Annotated in this window: 18 protein-coding genes; 16 read left to right on the top strand and 2 right to left on the bottom strand. The window is 38.2% G+C overall.

Features of this window, described 5'->3' with window-relative positions:
- Window positions 1-32: 32 nt before the first annotated feature.
- Both QM923_RS03815 and QM923_RS03810 read right to left on the bottom strand, forming a co-directional pair.
- The gene (locus QM923_RS03815; protein ID WP_004252643.1) at window positions 33-893 is read right to left on the bottom strand and encodes a YitT family protein; all 861 of its coding nucleotides are present in this window, start codon (window positions 891-893) and stop codon (window positions 33-35) included.
- Between the two features lie 62 nt (window positions 894-955).
- Window positions 956-2,608 carry an Rqc2 family fibronectin-binding protein gene (locus QM923_RS03810; RefSeq protein WP_414290933.1) on the bottom strand — a complete coding sequence of 551 codons (1,653 nt, stop codon included), beginning with the start codon at window positions 2,606-2,608 and terminating at the stop codon, window positions 956-958.
- A gap of 104 nt (window positions 2,609-2,712) precedes the next feature.
- Here QM923_RS03810 and ybeY point away from each other — a divergent pair, with 104 nt between their 5' ends.
- From ybeY to ftsW, 16 genes are all read left to right on the top strand, one after another.
- Window positions 2,713-3,210 (top strand): rRNA maturation RNase YbeY, encoded by a 498-nt coding sequence (gene ybeY / locus QM923_RS03805; RefSeq protein ID WP_414290932.1) that lies wholly within the window; start codon window positions 2,713-2,715, stop codon window positions 3,208-3,210.
- On the top strand, window positions 3,191-3,586 hold the full coding sequence (locus QM923_RS03800) for a diacylglycerol kinase family protein (RefSeq protein WP_004252647.1): 396 nt from the start codon (window positions 3,191-3,193) through the stop codon (window positions 3,584-3,586). Before ybeY ends, QM923_RS03800 begins: the two co-directional genes overlap by 20 nt.
- Before the next feature lie 17 nt (window positions 3,587-3,603).
- Window positions 3,604-4,503: a GTPase Era gene (gene era / locus QM923_RS03795; RefSeq protein WP_004252648.1), complete on the top strand. Its 900-nt coding sequence runs from the start codon at window positions 3,604-3,606 to the stop codon at window positions 4,501-4,503.
- A gap of 48 nt (window positions 4,504-4,551) precedes the next feature.
- A complete protein-coding gene (mutM, locus tag QM923_RS03790; protein WP_414290931.1) occupies window positions 4,552-5,376 on the top strand; it encodes a DNA-formamidopyrimidine glycosylase in 825 nt (274 codons plus the stop codon).
- Window positions 5,376-5,969 (top strand): dephospho-CoA kinase, encoded by a 594-nt coding sequence (gene coaE, locus QM923_RS03785; protein ID WP_414290930.1) that lies wholly within the window; start codon window positions 5,376-5,378, stop codon window positions 5,967-5,969. The genes mutM and coaE overlap by 1 nt, the downstream gene beginning before the upstream one ends.
- An 83-nt stretch (window positions 5,970-6,052) precedes the next feature.
- Window positions 6,053-6,202 carry a 50S ribosomal protein L33 gene (gene rpmG / locus QM923_RS03780; protein ID WP_042898781.1) on the top strand — a complete coding sequence of 50 codons (150 nt, stop codon included), beginning with the start codon at window positions 6,053-6,055 and terminating at the stop codon, window positions 6,200-6,202.
- A gap of 39 nt (window positions 6,203-6,241) precedes the next feature.
- Complete coding sequence (gene secG / locus QM923_RS03775) at window positions 6,242-6,475, top strand: preprotein translocase subunit SecG (RefSeq protein WP_000282517.1); 234 nt, start codon at window positions 6,242-6,244, stop codon at window positions 6,473-6,475.
- Window positions 6,476-6,690: 215 nt separating this feature from the next.
- Complete coding sequence (rnr, locus tag QM923_RS03770) at window positions 6,691-9,033, top strand: ribonuclease R (RefSeq protein ID WP_414290929.1); 2,343 nt, start codon at window positions 6,691-6,693, stop codon at window positions 9,031-9,033.
- Window positions 8,996-9,463: an SsrA-binding protein SmpB gene (smpB, locus tag QM923_RS03765; protein ID WP_001051741.1), complete on the top strand. Its 468-nt coding sequence runs from the start codon at window positions 8,996-8,998 to the stop codon at window positions 9,461-9,463. The genes rnr and smpB overlap by 38 nt, the downstream gene beginning before the upstream one ends.
- A gap of 14 nt (window positions 9,464-9,477) precedes the next feature.
- Window positions 9,478-10,338 (top strand): SAM-dependent methyltransferase TehB, encoded by an 861-nt coding sequence (tehB, locus tag QM923_RS03760; protein WP_414290928.1) that lies wholly within the window; start codon window positions 9,478-9,480, stop codon window positions 10,336-10,338.
- A 189-nt stretch (window positions 10,339-10,527) separates the two neighbouring features.
- Complete coding sequence (locus QM923_RS03755) at window positions 10,528-11,676, top strand: PDDEXK family nuclease (RefSeq protein ID WP_414290927.1); 1,149 nt, start codon at window positions 10,528-10,530, stop codon at window positions 11,674-11,676.
- 82 nt (window positions 11,677-11,758) lie between these two features.
- Window positions 11,759-12,715 carry a competence protein CoiA gene (locus tag QM923_RS03750; protein ID WP_414290926.1) on the top strand — a complete coding sequence of 319 codons (957 nt, stop codon included), beginning with the start codon at window positions 11,759-11,761 and terminating at the stop codon, window positions 12,713-12,715.
- A gap of 18 nt (window positions 12,716-12,733) precedes the next feature.
- Window positions 12,734-14,536 carry an oligoendopeptidase F gene (gene pepF, locus QM923_RS03745; protein WP_414290925.1) on the top strand — a complete coding sequence of 601 codons (1,803 nt, stop codon included), beginning with the start codon at window positions 12,734-12,736 and terminating at the stop codon, window positions 14,534-14,536.
- Between the two features lies 1 nt (window position 14,537).
- A complete protein-coding gene (locus QM923_RS03740; protein WP_414290924.1) occupies window positions 14,538-15,251 on the top strand; it encodes an O-methyltransferase in 714 nt (237 codons plus the stop codon).
- A gap of 74 nt (window positions 15,252-15,325) precedes the next feature.
- On the top strand, window positions 15,326-16,315 hold the full coding sequence (gene prsA / locus QM923_RS03735) for a peptidylprolyl isomerase PrsA (RefSeq protein WP_414290923.1): 990 nt from the start codon (window positions 15,326-15,328) through the stop codon (window positions 16,313-16,315).
- A 212-nt stretch (window positions 16,316-16,527) separates the two neighbouring features.
- Window positions 16,528-17,739: a cell division peptidoglycan polymerase FtsW gene (ftsW, locus tag QM923_RS03730; RefSeq protein ID WP_414290922.1), complete on the top strand. Its 1,212-nt coding sequence runs from the start codon at window positions 16,528-16,530 to the stop codon at window positions 17,737-17,739.
- The last annotated feature ends 10 nt before the right edge of the window (window positions 17,740-17,749 follow it).

Genomic DNA, 17,749 nt, shown 5'->3' with positions numbered 1-17,749 from the left:
TCAACTATTGAAGTTACTTTTTTATTTTAAGGTTAAGAAACCTCGTCTCTTGCTGGGAAAGTAAACCCTTCTCCAAGGATTTCGTGAGCTTCCGTGATAGTGATAAAGGCCATCGGATCAACTGTATGAATCATTTCTTTCATCTTGACAATTTCATTTCTTGCGACAATACAGTAAATAATCTTTAAGTCCTTTTGGCTATAGTAGCCTTGTCCTGAGATAAAGGTAACCCCACGACCGAGTTCTTCGTTAATTTTATCGGCTAATTCCATCGGTTTTTGAGTGATAATCATAAATCCTTTTCCAGCATATCCACCCTCACCGATTAAGTCAATAACTCTTGAAACGATGAAGTCAAATAAGAGAGTATAGGTTACAAGACGTAGGTCTTGGAAGATGATTAAAATCAACATTAGAATCAGAAAATCAAGTCCAAAAAGCAATTTTCCAACAGAGATATTGGTGTATTTATTAAGGATACGAGCGACAATATCGGTTCCACCAGTTGTTCCACCCGCATTGAAAATAACACCAAGCCCAACACCTAGGAGGACACCAGCTACTAAAGCAACCACAACGAGATCTCCTTCAAGGTTAAACTGAAGAGGAATCTTCTCAAAGATAGCTAACCAGACGGAAACGGCAATGGTTCCAAGTAGACTGGAATATAGTGATCTTAGTCCAAATATTTTCCAAGCTAGTAGGAAGAGAGGGATATTAATCAAGATATTCATCAGCGAAATAGGGATATTAAAGAGGTAATAGGTAATCAAGGTTATCCCTGTTGCTCCACCTTCGAACAAGTGATGTGGAACAACAAAATAAGTAAGTCCGAAGGCGAAGATAGCAGCTCCGAATATAATAGTTATAGTTGATTTAATATGCCGTAGCATTGAGCTCCCCTCCTATTTTTGTGTAAAAGTGAAGTAATAATATTTTTAAAATAAGACTGATATTACAACTTCATGGATTCAATTTTCTCGGAATCAGGTGTAACACGAAGAGTTTTTTGACCGGTATAGGTAACAAAACCAGGTTTTCCACCAGTCGGTTTATTGAGTTTTTTAACCTTAATCATATCCACTTGAACGAGATTAGAAAGACGTCCTTTCGAATAGTAGGCTGCGAGTTCTGCAGCATCCGTCTTGACTTCGTCAGAAGGATTTAGGTTTCCTGAGATGACCACGTGACTTCCTGGGATATCCTTAGCATGGAACCAAAGTTCCTCTTTGCGTGCAATCTTAAAGGTTAATTCCTCGTTTTGAAGATTGTTTCGTCCAACGAGAATAATGGTTTTCCCATCGCTAGCCAGATATTTCTCTGGCTTTTTACGCTTTTGAATTTTTTCGCGTTGGCGTCTTCTAATAAAACCAGTTTGAATTAATTCTTCACGAATTTCAGCAATTTCATCTAGCCCAGCCTGATTGAGGACTGTTTCGACGCTTTCCAGATAGAGAATAGTAGCCTTGGTTTCTTCAATTAGATCAGTCAGATATTTAACAGCCTCTTTTAACTTCTGATAACGTTTGAAATATTTTTGAGCATTTTGATTTGGTGTTAAAGCCTTATCGAGAGAAATCGTGATAGGCTGATTGGTGTAATAATTGTCTAAGACTACTTGGTCTTGGTCATTTGGAACTTGATGAAGAAAAGTCGTTAGTAATTCACCTTTTTGTCGGAATTCCTCAGCGTTTTCAGTAGCAAGCAATTCTTTTTCTTGCTTCTTCAGTTTTTGACGATTCTTTTGCAATTCATTTTCAACTCGGCGAATGAGTTCGCTAGCCTGTTGTTTAACACGGTCGCGTTCAGCCTTGTCCTTATAGTAGCTATCCAAGAGCTCTGAAAGGCTATTGAAAGATTCACCTACACGATTCGAGAAAGGTACAGAGCTAAATGATATTTCCGTAAGGTAAGGGTTTGTTTCTTGAGAGAAAAAGTTACGGAAGGTATTTAGTTTATCATCAAGGAGTATTTTCTCCAATTCCATAGCCGTATCACTTCCCAATCCTTGAAAAAGATGTTGAAGATTCTTTGTAGTTAATTCTTGAGTTTGGAGAATTTCAAAAAGTTTTTCATCCTTAATGGTAAAAGGATTAAAGGCATCTGAGCTTGGAGGAGCAATGTAAGTAGCTCCCGGTAATAAGGTCCGATAGCTATTTTGAGAAAAACCAATATGTTTGACCACTTCGAGGATTTTTTGCTCAGTTTTGTCTACCAAGAGAATATTACTATGTTTTCCCATGATCTCAATGATAAGAGTCGCCTGGATATGATCTCCAATTTCATTTTTGTTAGAAACAGTGATTTCAACGATTCGATCGTTTTCAATCTGCTCGATAGACTCGATAACAGCACCCTGTAAATATTTCCTTAAAACCATGATAAAGGTAGAAGGTTGAGCAGGGTTTTCAAAGGTCGTTTCTGTCAACTGGATGCGTCCAAAAACAGGATGAGCAGAAAGGAGCAGACGATGACTTTGGCGATTGCTACGGATTTGTAAGACCAATTCTTGATCAAAGGGTTGATTAATTTTTTGAATGCGACCGTTTAGTAGTTCAGCTCGCAATTCTTCAACCATGTGGTGTAAAAAAAATCCATCAAATGACATGGTTCTCTCCTTATGAATGTATTCCATAGTATTATATCAAAAAGGTAGAATAAAATCATAGAAATATGGTATAATAAAGCCAAGTAAAGAGAATCGAGAAGCACATGTATATTGAAATGGTAGATGAAACTGGTCAGGTTTCTAAAGAAATTTTAAAGCAAACACAAGAAATTTTGGAATTTGCTGCTAAAAAGATTGGAAAAGAAGAAAAGGAGATGGCAGTCACTTTTGTGACCAATGAACGCAGTCATGAACTTAATTTAGAGTTTCGTGCTACTGACCGTCCAACAGATGTTATTAGCCTTGAATACAAACCTGAATTAGAGATTACCTTTGACGAAGAGGATTTGGCAGAAGATCCTGACTTAGCAGAAATGATGTCAGAATTTGATTCTTATATCGGCGAGTTATTCATTTCAATTGATAAAGCGCATGAGCAAGCTGAAGAGTACGGTCATAGTTTCGAACGTGAAATGGGCTTTTTAGCTGTGCACGGTTTTTTACACATAAACGGTTATGATCACTACACTCCGGAAGAAGAAGCGGAGATGTTCGGTTTACAAGAAGAAATTTTAACAGCCTATGGACTCACAAGACAATAAACGAAAATGGAAGAATCGCGACTTGCTCTCAAGTTTAGATTTTGCCCTGACAGGTATTTTTACTGCCATAAAAGAAGAGCGTAATATGAGAAAGCATGCAGTGACTTCTCTCTTAGTTCTACTTGCAGGCATTGTTTTTCAAGTTTCCAGAATTGAATGGCTCTTTCTCCTATTAAGCATTTTTTTAGTAATTGCTTTTGAGATTTTGAATTCTGCTATTGAAAATGTAGTGGATTTGGCTAGCCATTATCACTTCGATATGCTTGCAAAGAAGGCTAAAGACATGGCTGCAGGTGCAGTTCTTGTAGTCTCTTTATTTGCTGCAGTGACTGGACTTATCATTTTCATCCCTAGGATTTGGGATTTGCTATTTTAAACATTATAGAGGTAACTATGACATTTAAATCAGGCTTTGTAGCTATTTTAGGACGTCCCAACGTCGGGAAGTCAACTTTTTTGAATCATGTCATGGGGCAAAAGATTGCCATCATGAGTGATAAGGCGCAGACGACGCGCAACAAGATTATGGGAATCTACACTACTGATAAGGAACAAATCGTCTTTATCGATACCCCAGGGATTCACAAACCAAAGACAGCCCTTGGAGATTTCATGGTTGAGTCTGCCTACAGTACACTTCGAGAAGTCGATACAGTTCTCTTTATGGTGCCAGCAGATGAACCACGTGGGAAGGGTGACGATATGATCATCGAACGTCTTAAAGCAGCTAAGGTTCCTGTGATTCTAGTGGTCAACAAGATTGACAAGGTGCACCCAGACCAACTTTTGGCTCAAATCGATGATTTCCGTAATCAGATGGACTTTAAGGAAATTGTACCGATTTCAGCCCTACAAGGAAATAATGTTTCGCGTTTGATCGATATTTTGAGCGAAAACTTAGAAGAAGGTTTCCAATATTTCCCGTCAGATCAAATCACCGATCACCCAGAACGTTTCCTAGTATCAGAGATGATTCGTGAAAAAGTGTTACACTTAACGCGTGAGGAAATTCCACACTCAGTTGCAGTAGTGGTTGATTCTATGAAACGAGATGAAGAGACTGACAAGGTTCATATCCGAGCAACCATTATGGTTGAGCGTGACAGCCAAAAAGGGATTATCATCGGTAAAGGTGGCGCTATGCTCAAGAAGATTGGAACCATGGCTCGTAAAGATATCGAACTCATGCTAGGAGACAAGGTCTTCCTAGAAACATGGGTCAAGGTCAAGAAAAATTGGCGCGATAAGAAATTAGATCTTGCCGATTTTGGTTACAACGAAAAAGAATATTAAGAAGAGGTGGGCAGAAGCCTGCTTCTTGTTTTTACAGAAGGAGGAGCTATGCCTGAATTACCAGAAGTTGAGACTGTCCGACGTGGTCTGGAAAAATTAATTCTGGGGAAGAAGATTTCAAACATTGACATTCGTTACCCAAAGATGATTAAAACTGATTTGCATGAATTTCAAAAGGAAATGCCTGGTCAAGTCATTCAATCAATGGGACGTCGTGGCAAGTATCTGCTTTTCTATTTATCCGACAAAGTTTTAATCTCTCATTTGAGAATGGAAGGCAAGTATTTTTATTACCCAGACCAAGTGCCAGAACGTAAACACGCCCATGTGTTGATTCATTTTGAGAATGGTGGTACTTTGGTGTACGAGGATGTTCGTAAATTTGGTACCTTGGAACTGTTAGCACCCGAACTCTTGGATTCTTACTTTATTTCAAAAAAACTTGGTCCGGAACCGACTGAGAAGGATTTTGATTTAGGAAGTTTTAAACTAGCCTTGAAAAAATCTAAAAAACCCATCAAATCGCATCTTCTCGACCAGACTTTGGTTGCAGGATTAGGTAATATCTATGTGGACGAAGTACTTTGGAGGGCGAAAGTTCATCCAGCTAGGATTTCTCAAAGTTTAACAGCACAAGAGGCTAGAAAAGTCCATGATGAAACGATCAATGTTTTAGGTCAGGCGGTTGAAAAGGGTGGTTCAACAATTCGCACCTATACCAATGCATTTGGAGAAGATGGCACCATGCAGGAATTCCATCGAGTTTACGACAAGGCAGGTCAAGCTTGTTCGCGTTGTGAAACCATCATTGAAAAAATTCAACTAGGTGGTCGTGGAACTCACTTTTGTCCTAAGTGTCAAAGGAGGAAGTGATGGGAAAAATAATCGGAATTACTGGTGGTATTGCGTCAGGTAAGTCCACTGTCACAGAATTTTTAAGACAAAAAGGGTTTCAAGTTGTAGATGCGGATGCAGTCGTCCACCAACTACAAAAACCTGGGGGACGATTATTTCAGATTTTAGTGGAGCATTTTGGGGAGAAGGTCCTTCTTGAAAATGGTGAACTGAATCGCCCCTTACTTGCTAGCCTTATTTTTTCAAATCCTGAAGAGCAAGAATGGTCTAAGAGAACCCAAGGCGAGATTATTCGTGAGGAGTTAGCTGCATTACGAAATCAGTTTGCTCAGACAGAAGCTCTCTTTTTCATGGATATTCCCCTGCTTTTTGAGCAGAACTATGCTTCATGGTTTGACGAAACTTGGCTAGTCTATGTAAATCGTGATGTTCAATTGGAGCGATTAATGAAACGGGACCAAATTTCAAAAGAAGCAGCTGAATCTCGTTTAAACTCTCAATGGCCTTTAGAAAGAAAAATTAGTCTAGCTAGTCATAGTCTAGATAATAATGGAAATCAGAACCAGCTGATAGCTCAAGTAGTTCAGTTGCTTGAAGAAATGTGTCTATAAATTAACATTGTTAGGAAGGAGAATTTTGGTATTGTTTGTTCAAATCATCTTAGATTGAAATAGTATCAAATACAAAAAATCTAGTGCGTGTAAAAATTAATCTAAAATGCTCCTCTTGTGGCAGCATGAATTATCTAACCAGCAAGAACTCCAAAACCCACCCAGAAAAGATTGAAGTTCTAAAATATTGCCCAAAGGAAAGAAAAGTAACTTTACATCTTGAATCTAAGTAGAAATTATGATAAAATGATAAGGATTTTAAGGAGTTTGATATGTATAACCTATTATTAACTATTTTATTAGTATTATCTGTTGTGATTGTGATTGCAATTTTTATGCAACCAACTAAAAATCAATCTAGCAATGTATTTGATGCCAGCTCAGGTGATTTGTTTGAACGTAGTAAAGCGCGTGGTTTTGAAGCCGTAATGCAACGTTTGACAGGAATCTTAGTCTTTTTCTGGCTAGCCATTGCCTTAGCATTGACGGTATTATCAAGTAGATAAGAAAATAATGGGCGAGACTAGGTCTTTGCCTATTTTTATTTTTATGCTCTTCAAAAATCTCTTCAAACCACGTCAGCTTCCATCTGCAACCTCAAAACGGTGTTTTGAGCAACCTGCGTCTAGCTTTCTAGTTTGCACTTTGATTTTTATTGAGTATTAAATGATGTTTGAGAAGGTTTTACACCAAAAAATTTTTAACAATCTAGAAAGAAAACATGAAAGATAGAATAAAAGAATATTTAAAAGAAAAGGGACGAGTCACTGTAAATGACTTGGCCCAAGCTCTTGGTAAGGATGGGTCCAAGGACTTTCGAGAGCTCATTAAAACCTTGTCCCTGATGGAGAGAAAGCATCAAATTCGCTTTGAAGAAGATGGTAGTCTCACCTTGGATCAAAAGAAGAAGCACGAGATTACTCTTAAAGGAACTTTTCATGCCCATAAAAATGGCTTCGGTTTCGTTAGCTTAGAGGGAGAAGAAGACGATCTTTTTGTAGGAAAAAATGATGTTAACTATGCCATTGATGGCGATACTGTTGAAATTGTGATTAAGAAGGTTGCGGATCGTCAAAAAGGAACTGCAGCTGAAGCTAAGATTATCGATATTTTGGAACACAGTTTGACAACAGTAGTTGGTCAAATCGTTTTAGATGAGGAAAAACCCAAGTATGCAGGTTACATCCGTTCAAAAAATCAAAAAATTAGTCAACCAATCTACGTTAAGAAGCCAGCTATTCAGTTAGACGGTACAGAAGTTCTCAAGGTCTTTATAGATAAGTACCCAAGTAAGAAACACGATTTCTTTGTCGCTAGTGTCCTAGATGTGGTTGGACATTCCACAGATGCGGGGATTGACGTTCTTGAGGTCTTGGAATCAATGGATATTGTATCTGAGTTTCCAGAAGCTGTTCTGCAGGAAGCAGAAAGCGTCCCTGATGCTCCATCAAAGAAAGATATGGAAGGTCGTTTAGATCTTAGGGATGAAATTACATTTACTATAGATGGTGCGGATGCAAAGGACTTAGATGATGCTGTTCACATCAAGTCATTGAAGAATGGTAATTTTGAACTAGGAGTTCACATCGCAGATGTTTCTTATTATGTAAAGGAAGGTTCTGCTCTTGATAAGGAAGCGCTTAATCGTGCGACTTCTGTCTATGTAACAGACCGAGTTGTACCAATGCTGCCAGAACGACTTTCAAATGGTATTTGTTCTCTTAATCCTCAAGTAGACCGCTTGACTCAGTCTGCTATTATGGAGATTGATAAATATGGTCGTGTTCGTAATTATACGATTACGCAGACTGTTATCAAGACAAGTTTCCGTATGACTTATAGTGATGTCAATGACATCCTAGCAGGTGACGAGGAGAAGAGACAAGAGTATAAGAAAATTGTTCCTAGTATCGAACTTATGGCCAAGCTCCATGAAACTTTGGAAAGTATGCGGATTAAGCGTGGAGCACTTAATTTTGATACCAATGAAGCTAAGATTTTGGTAGATAAAAAAGGCAAGCCAGTTGATATTGTTCTTCGTCATCGTGGTGTTGCTGAACGTATGATTGAGTCCTTTATGTTGATTGCTAACGAAACAGTTGCCGAACACTTCAGTAAGCTGGACCTACCTTTTATCTATCGTATTCACGAGGAGCCTAAAGCTGAAAAAGTCCAGAAATTTATTGATTATGCTTCAAGTTTTGGATTGCGTATCTATGGGACTGCCAGTGAGATTAGCCAGGAATCCCTCCAAGATATCATGAATGCTGTTGAAGGTGAACCTTATGCAGATGTATTGTCAATGATGCTTCTGCGTTCGATGCAGCAGGCTAGATATTCTGAACATAATCACGGTCACTATGGATTAGCTGCAGACTACTACACTCACTTTACCAGCCCAATTCGTCGTTACCCTGACCTTCTTGTTCACCGGATGATTCGTGACTATGGACGTTCTAAGGATGTAGCAGATCATTTTGAACAGGTCATTCCAGAGATTGCTACCCAGTCTTCCAACCGTGAGCGCCGTGCTATCGAGGCAGAGCGTGAAGTCGAAGCTATGAAAAAAGCTGAGTACATGGAAGAGTATGTTGGTGAAGAGTATGATGCAGTTGTTTCAAGTATTGTTAAATTTGGTCTTTTTGTTGAATTACCAAATACAGTTGAGGGATTGATTCACATTACCAATCTACCTGAATTTTACCATTTTAATGAACGCGATTTAACCCTCCGTGGGGAGAAATCAGGTATTACTTTCCGAGTGGGACAACAGATCCGTATTCGTGTCGAAAGAGCCGATAAGATGACTGGTGAGATCGATTTCTCCTTTATTCCAAGTGAATTTGATGTCATTGAAAAAGGTTTGAAAGGCACTGGTCGTAAGGATAGAGGGCGTCGTTCCGATAAGAAAGAAGACAAGAGAAAATCTGGTCGCTTAGGTGATAAGCGCAAGCATTCTCCAAAAGACAAGAAGAAAAAGAGCAAGAAACCTTTTTACAAAGAAGTAGCAAAGAAAGGAGCCAAGCATGGCAAAGGGCGAGGGAAAGGTCGTCGCGCAAAATAAAAAGGCGCACCACGACTATACAATCGTAGATACGCTAGAAGCAGGAATGGTCCTGACAGGAACTGAAATCAAAAGTGTTCGAGCAGCCCGCATCAATCTGAAAGATGGGTTTGCCCAGGTTAAGAATGGGGAAGTTTGGCTGAGTAATGTCCATATCGCTCCTTATGAAGAGGGCAATATCTGGAACCAGGAACCCGAACGTCGTCGTAAACTCCTGCTCCATAAGAAACAAATCCAGAAATTAGAGCAAGAAACCAAAGGAACAGGTATGACCTTGGTTCCTCTTAAAGTTTATATCAAGGATGGCTATGCCAAGCTTCTTTTAGGATTAGCAAAAGGGAAACACGATTACGATAAACGTGAGTCTATCAAACGCCGAGAGCAAGATCGTGATATTGCGCGTGTTATGAAAGCTGTTAACCATCGATAGAAAGAGTGAAGAATATGGAAAAACTAGTTGCCTACAAACGCATGCCTGTCTGGAATAAAGACACCATGCCAGAAGCTGTTCAAAGAAAACACAATACTAAGGTCGGAACCTGGGGCAAGATTACCGTATTAAAAGGAACTCTTAAGTTTATTGAGTTGACTGAAGACGGGGAAGTTTTAGCCGAGCACTTTTTTGAAGCAGGTGCTGATAATCCTATGGCGCAACCTCAAGCCTGGCACAGAGTAGAAGCCGCAACAGACGATGTGGAATGGTACTTGGAATTTTATTGTAAAGCAGAGGATTATTTCCCTAAGAAATACAATAGCAATCCAGTTCATTCGGAAGTTTTAGAAGCTATGGATACAGTAAAACCATGTAAGGCACTAGACCTAGGATGTGGTCAAGGAAGAAATGCACTCTTTCTCGCTCAACATGGCTTTGATGTCACAGCTGTAGATCAAAATGAGCTGTCTCTTGAAATCTTGCAAAGCATTGTGGAGCAAGAAGATTTAGAAATGCCTGTCGGTCTCTACGATATCAATTCAGCTAGCATTGGACAAACTTACGATTTTATCGTATCGACTGTTGTTCTCATGTTTTTACAAGCAGATCGCATTCCAGCTATTATTCAAAACATGCAGGAACAAACCTCAATTGGAGGTTACAATTTGATTGTGTGTGCTATGGATACAGAGGATTATCCTTGCTCAGTCAACTTCCCATTCACTTTTAAAGAAGGGGAGTTGGCAAATTACTACAAGGACTGGGAATTAGTGAAGTACAATGAAAATCCTGGCCATCTCCACCGTCGTGATGAAAACGGAAATCGTATCCAACTACGTTTTGCAACAATGTTGGCTAAAAAAGTAAAATAAATGAATAAAAGGGATAGAGAGCAGTCGTTTTCTATTCCTTATTTGTTACCCTAATAAGAAAGGAAAATCTCAATTTATGCTATACTAGAAGTAGGAGAAGTCGATGAAATTAAACAGAATTGTGATAGTTTTAAAACGATTCTGATCGCCCACTATTCTTTCAGACTTTTTTGTCTAGGAGGTCTTAAGATGACTAGTCTTTTAATTGAACTATACGACCGTCATACCATTGAGAAGAATGTCTACCAGGCTTTTGTCAGTGATTGTGATGAGATTTTATACCTTTCTACAAGAAAAATTGCTGAGGAAGAAAAGCTATCCTTGAAGCATTTTCTAATGGAAGAAGTTCCACACTTAAAACAAGTACATTTTCGACAATTTCACCTAAAAAAAATCTGCCAGGAATTAGACGTGTTTATCAATGATTTTGAGACAGTGACCATCGATGTTTTTGGTGGAGATAATCTATTAGCAATAGTTCTATATCAGTATGGTTTGGAGAAAGGTATTCCCATTATTGCTATGGATGTTGAACAAGGAAAGCAGTATGCCTGGGAAAGGGATAAGATTTATGATAAACAGTTAGAGATTCCTAGTTTATCCATTGAACAATTGATAGCTTTACGTGGTGGAAAAGTCCTTAAATCAAGAAGGCCTCAGCATCCAAATAAGCAAGTGCTAGCTATTAAAAATTTGGCCAAATATGCTATCGAAAATCCTGAAAAATGGTATCAGATTACCCAATTCTTTGCTCTGGCAAAAACAAATGATTTTCACGCTGAAACAGCAAAAGTTTTGGAGAGTAATGGAAAAATTTATTCTTACCCCAGTAGCTTGATTCCTTTGTTCACAAAAGCTAATTTATTGAAAGTAGAAGAGGAAACAACAGATACTGTCACTTATACATTCCCAACACCAGAAGCACATCTGTTATGTCGAACAAAAGGGCATATTTTAGAATTGTATATCTATTTACTAGCCCTCGAGTCGGAGTATTTTGATGAATGTATGATTGGTACTGAAATTGACTGGAATGGGATTTTTCCTGAGGCTGACAATGTTCAAAATGAGATTGATGTTATTCTTCGTAAAGGTCACTCTGTAGTTTTCATTTCTTGTAAAATGACTGATCTAGCAGTTGAAGCTATTAACGAACTTGAAGTTTATGCCAATCATTTTGCAGGTGATAATTGTTTGAAAATGATTGTTTGCTCTGGAAAAATCAATCCTGTTTATAGTCATCGTTGTCAGGAATATGGTGTAATGGTGATAAAACAGGATCAAATACAGAATCTTATTCCCATGTTACGGAAATATATTCGAAGACATCTGAAATAGCTTAGAATTTAATGTGAAAAAGGTTGAGTTGGTCAGCCTTTTTCTGCTTTTTCTTTTCGAATGAATTAGAAAAGGAGAGTTTATGTTTTTAGCTAGAGATAAAAAAGGTCATTTAATCAACGCGTTAGAGAATGAAGTAAAGAAACAAGCTTATTATTGTCCAGCTTGCGGAACGAGTGTTCGCTTGAAAAAAGGAAAAAATGTAAGAACTCATTTTGCGCATGAAAGTTTAAAAAGTTGTGATTTTTATCATGAGAACGAAGGACCAGAACATTCGGAGAATAAGGTGGCACTTTTTAATTGGGCTAAGAAAGATGCTGAAGTAGAAATGGAGTATCCGATTCCTGAACTTAAGCAAATCGCAGATATCCTCATCAATAAGCAATTAGCACTGGAAGTTCAGTGTAGTTCCATTTCTTGCGAACTTTTACGGGAGAGAAGCAATGGTTATCGAAGTTTGGGAATTCAAGTTCTTTGGCTATTGGGAGAAAAGCTCTGGCTAAAAGAGCGACTAACTAAACTTCAAAGAGATTTTCTTTATTTTAGTCATAATATGGGATTTTATCTTTGGGAGTTAGACCATAAAAAACAAGTTTTGAGGCTCAAGTACCTCCTTCACCAAGATTTGAAAGGAAAACTCCATTATCAGGTCAAGGAATTTTCTTATGGCAAAGGAAATCTTCTAGAAATTTTACGTAGTCCTTATCAGCAACAAACTCTTAGTACTTTTTCAGTTGAGCAAGACAGAGATATTTGTTATTACATTCAAAAACAGCTCTACTATCAAAATCCTTATTGGATGAAACAACAAGCCCAAGCTTACTTAAGAGGAGAAAATCTTTTGAATCTAAAAAAACAGGATTGGTATCCCCAAGTAAGGCCGATAGAACATGGTCATTTTTGTCAGATAAGTCAAAATATATATGATTATTACCGCAACTTTCAGGCTTATTATGAACTGAATCTACAAAATCAGCAACAAAAGCTCTATCCACCTGCCTTTTATCAGCAGTATTTCTCGAAAAATATGGTAAAATAGAAAGGATGGAGGAAATTTATGGTATTACAACGAAATGAAATAAATGAAAAAGATACTTGGGATCTATCAACGATCTTTGAAACAGACCAAAAATGGGAAGAAGAATTAGCCCTATTAACCGAGGATACAAAAGAAGCAGCTAGCCTTGAGGGACATCTTTTGGATAGCGCAGAGAGCCTATTAAATATTACAGAGCGTTATTTGGATTTGAGCCGTCGCCTTGAAAAACTCTATGTCTACGCTCATATGAAAAACGACCAGGATACACGAGTTGCTAAATATCAAGAATACTATGCAAAAGCAATGACTCTTTATAGTCAACTCGACCAGGTATTCTCTTTCTATGAGCCAGAATTTATGGCAATTACTGAAGAGCAGTATCAAAACTTTTTAGCAGAAGAACCAAAACTCCAGCCTTATAAACACTTCTTTGATAAACTCTTGCAAAACAAGGAACATGTCCTTTCACAACGTGAAGAAGAGTTGTTAGCAGGTGCTGGTGAAATCTTTGGTGCTGCTAGTGAAACTTTCGCTATCTTAGACAATGCGGATATCGTCTTTCCATTCGTTAAAGATGAAGATGGAAATGAAGTGCAGTTGTCACATGGTGTCTATATGCGCTTAGTAGAATCTAAGAACCGTGAAGTTCGTCGTGGTGCATATGAAGCACTATACTCTACCTATGAGCAATACCAGCACACTTACGCTAAAACCTTGCAGACCAATGTAAAAGTACAAAACTACCGTGCAAAAGTTCGGAACTACAAGAGTGCGCGTGAAGCAGCTCTTGCAGCGAACTTTGTTCCAGAAAGTGTCTATGACAACTTAGTATCTGCTGTTCGTAAGCATTTGCCATTATTGCATCGTTATCTTGCACTTCGTTCAAAAATCTTGGGTATTCCAGACCTTAAAATGTACGATGTCTATACACCACTGTCTTCAGTAGAATACAGCTTTACTTATGAGGAAGCCTTGAAGAAGGCAGAGGAAGCTTTGGCTGTTCTTGGTGAGGATTACTTGAGTCGTGTTAAACGCGCCTTTAGCGAACGTTGGATTGATGTGTATGAAAACCAAGGCAAACGTTCAGGTGCATATTCAGGTGGTTCCTACGATACTAATGCCTTCATGCTTCTTAACTGGCAAGATAACCTAGACAATCTCTTTACTCTTGTACATGAGACAGGTCATAGTATGCATTCAAGCTACACGCGTGAAACTCAACCTTATGTATACGGAGATTACTCAATCTTCTTGGCAGAAATTGCTTCAACAACCAATGAAAATATCTTAACTGAAAAATTATTGGAAGAAGTTCAAGATGACGCAACACGCTTCGCTATTCTCAATAACTTCTTAGATGGCTTCCGTGGTACAGTCTTCCGTCAAACTCAGTTTGCTGAATTTGAACACGCTATCCACCAAGCTGACCAAAATGGTGAAGTCTTGACAAGCGAATTCTTAAACAATCTCTATGCTGACTTGAACCAAGAGTACTATGGACTTAACAAGGAAGACAATCCTCAAATTCAATACGAATGGGCACGCATTCCTCATTTCTACTACAACTACTATGTGTATCAGTATTCAACAGGATTTGCAGCAGCTTCAGCCTTGGCTGAAAAGATTGTCCACGGTAGTCAAGAAGACCGTGACCGTTATATTGAATACCTCAAGGCAGGGAAGTCAGACTATCCACTCAATATCATGCGTAAAGCTGGCGTTGACATGGAAAAAGAAGACTATCTCAACGATGCCTTTGCAGTCTTTGAACGTCGTTTGGATGAGTTTGAAGCCCTTGTTGAAAAATTAGGATTGGCATAAGATGGTTGAGTCATACAGTAAAAATGCCAACCACAACATGCGACGTCCTGTCGTTAAGGATGAGATTGTGGAATTTATGCGCCACAGACAAGAGCAGGTGACTGGTTCTTTAAAAGAACTAGAAAACTTTGCTCGCAAGGAGAATATTCCTATCATTCCTCATGAAACAGTCGCTTATTTCCGTTTCCTAATGGAAACAATTCAACCAAAAAATATTTTAGAAATTGGAACGGCAATTGGATTTTCAGCTCTTTTAATGGCAAATCATGCTCCAAATGCAAAAATAATAACCATTGATCGGAATCCTGAAATGATTGGTTTTGCCAAGGAAAATTTCGCCAAGTTTGATAATCGCCAACAAATCACTCTTTTGGAAGGCGATGCGGTAGACGTTTTATCAACATTGACAGAGACCTATGATTTTGTTTTTATGGATTCTGCAAAATCCAAATACATCGTATTTTTGCCAGAAATCCTAAAACACCTTGAGGTTGGTGGAGTAGTTGTCTTGGATGATATTTTTCAGGGTGGTGATGTGGCCAAGGATATCATGGAAGTTCGTCGAGGCCAAAGAACCATTTATCGTGGTTTGCAAAGACTATTTGACGCAACTCTAAACAATCCGGGATTAACAGCTAGTCTAGTTCCTCTTGGAGATGGAATATTGATGCTAAGAAAGAATCAAGCAGAAATAGAACTGCCTGATGTTGATTAATTTCAGATATTTTTAAGACAATTTAGTAAAATAGATAAGGTAAACATTTATCTAGTGTATAAAAAGGAGTAAACATGAAGAAAAAATTATTGGCTGGTGCCATCACTTTGTTATCAGTAGCTACTTTGGCTGCTTGTTCAAATAGCTCTCAAGGATCTGACCTCATCAGTATGAAGGGTGATGTCATCACTGAGCACCAATTTTATGAAGAAGTGAAAAACAATCCAACTGCTCAACAAGTCTTACTTAACATGACAATTCAAAAAGTTTTTGAAAAACAATATGGTTCTGAAGTAAGTGACAAAGAAGTAGAAGATGCGGTAGCAGAAGAGCAAAAGAGATACGGTGATAGCTATCAAATCGTTCTTTCTCGCGCTGGTATGACAGCAGAAAGCCGTAAAGCTCAGATTCGTACAAGTAAGTTAGTTGAATACGCTGTTAAGAAAGCTGCTGAAGCAGAATTGACAGATGAGAACTACAAAAAAGCTTACGATGAGTACACACCAGAAGTAACTGCTCAAGTTATTAAACTTGACAGTGAAGAAAAGGCTAAAGAAGTTCTTGCTAAAGCTAAAGAATCTGGAGCTGACTTCGCACAATTGGCTAAAGATAATTCAACTGATGAAAAGACAAAAGCAAATGGTGGAGAAATCACTTTTGACTCTGCATCAACAGAATTGCCAGACGTTGTTAAAAAAGCTACATTTGCTCTTGATGTAAATGGTATTTCAGATGTGATCACAGCTCCAGGTACACAAGCTTATTCAAACAGTTTCTATATTGTGAAATTGACCAAGAAAACAGAAAAATCTTCTAACTGGGAAGATTATAAAGAAAAATTGAAGACAGTTATCCTGACTCAAAAACAAAATGATGCTACTTTTGTTCAAGGTATTATTAGTAAAGAATTGCAAGCAGCAAATATCAAGGTTAAAGACCCAGTCTTCCAAAATATCTTTACTCAGTACATTCAAAGTGATACAACAACTCAAACGACAACTACATCAGCAGCAACTGAAACGACAACAACTGCAGCTGAAACGACAACAACATCTTCAAACTAAAGATGAAAACTCTATCTTTCTACTCTTGAAAGGTAGAGTTTTTTTGAAGTTTTCTTAGCTAAAAGCCCAAAATATAAATAAATGTTTGTGAATTCTAAAAGCTTAAATTCTAGGCTTTAACGGATAAGAGTTTTTTTCTAGTCTAAAAAGTGGTATAATAGCATGTAAAACTAGAATGAATAGAAAATTAAAAATTTAGTAGATGGTGAAATATGAAAATTAGCAAAAGGCACCTGTTGAATTACTCTATTTTAGTGCCCTATATTCTCTTATCCGTTCTGGGATTGATAGTGGTATATTCAACAACGAGTGCATCCTTGATTCAGGAGGGTAAGAGCGCCTTTCAATTAGTTCGAAATCAGGGCTTGTTTTGGATCGTTAGTTTGTTGCTTATTGCAGTAATCTATAAGCTGAAACTTGGTTTTCTTCGAAACGAACGTTTGTTGTTTATCGTTATGTTTGCTGAGTTAGTGTTACTAGCTTTAGCTCGTTTGATTGGGATTCCCATCAATGGTGCTTACGGTTGGATCAAAGTAGGACCTATTACTGTTCAGCCTGCGGAATACTTGAAAATTATCATCATTTGGTACTTGGCTCAACGTTTTTCAAAGCAACAAGAAGAAATTGCCGTTTATGATTTCCAAGTTTTAACTCAAAACCAATGGTTTCCTAGAGCGTTTAACGATTGGCGATTTGTACTTCTAGTCATGATTGGTAGTTTGGCTATTTTCCCTGACCTTGGAAATGCTACAATTCTCTTTTTGGTAGCATTGTTGATGTACTCAATTAGTGGGATAGCTCACCGATGGTTTGCAACTATTCTTGGAGTATTGACCAGTTTATCCTTTGTTTCTCTAACAACCATTAAGCTTGTTGGTGTTGATAAGTTTTCTAAGATTCCAGTATTTGGATACGTAGCTAAACGATTCAGTGCTTTCTTTAATCCATTTGATGATGTCGCTGGTGCAGGACACCAGTTGGCGAATTCATACTATGCTATGGTAAATGGGGGATGGTTTGGACTAGGATTAGGAAACTCTATCGAAAAACGAGGCTATCTACCTGAGGCACACACGGACTTTGTGTTTTCTATCGTCATCGAAGAATTTGGTTTTGTCGGTGCCAGTCTTATTTTAGCTCTATTATTCTTCCTAATTCTTCGTATTATTTTAGTGGGAGTACGAGCAAAAGATCCGTTCAACTCTATGGTAGCAATCGGTATTGGTGGAATGATTTTAATTCAGGTATTCGTTAATATCGGAGGGATTTCAGGATTGATCCCTTCAACAGGTGTAACCTTCCCATTCCTTTCACAAGGGGGGAATAGTCTCCTGGTTCTATCAGTAGCTATCGCCTTTGTGTTAAATATCGATGCTAGTGAAAAACGTGCAAAACTCTACAGCGAATATAAAGCACAGCTCTAAGAAAATGTGA

Source organism: Streptococcus infantis (assembly GCF_047463275.1).
Classification (GTDB): domain Bacteria; phylum Bacillota; class Bacilli; order Lactobacillales; family Streptococcaceae; genus Streptococcus; species Streptococcus infantis_AF.
Note: the sequence above shows the minus strand (reverse complement) of the source record. Positions and strands in the feature narration are given on the sequence as shown.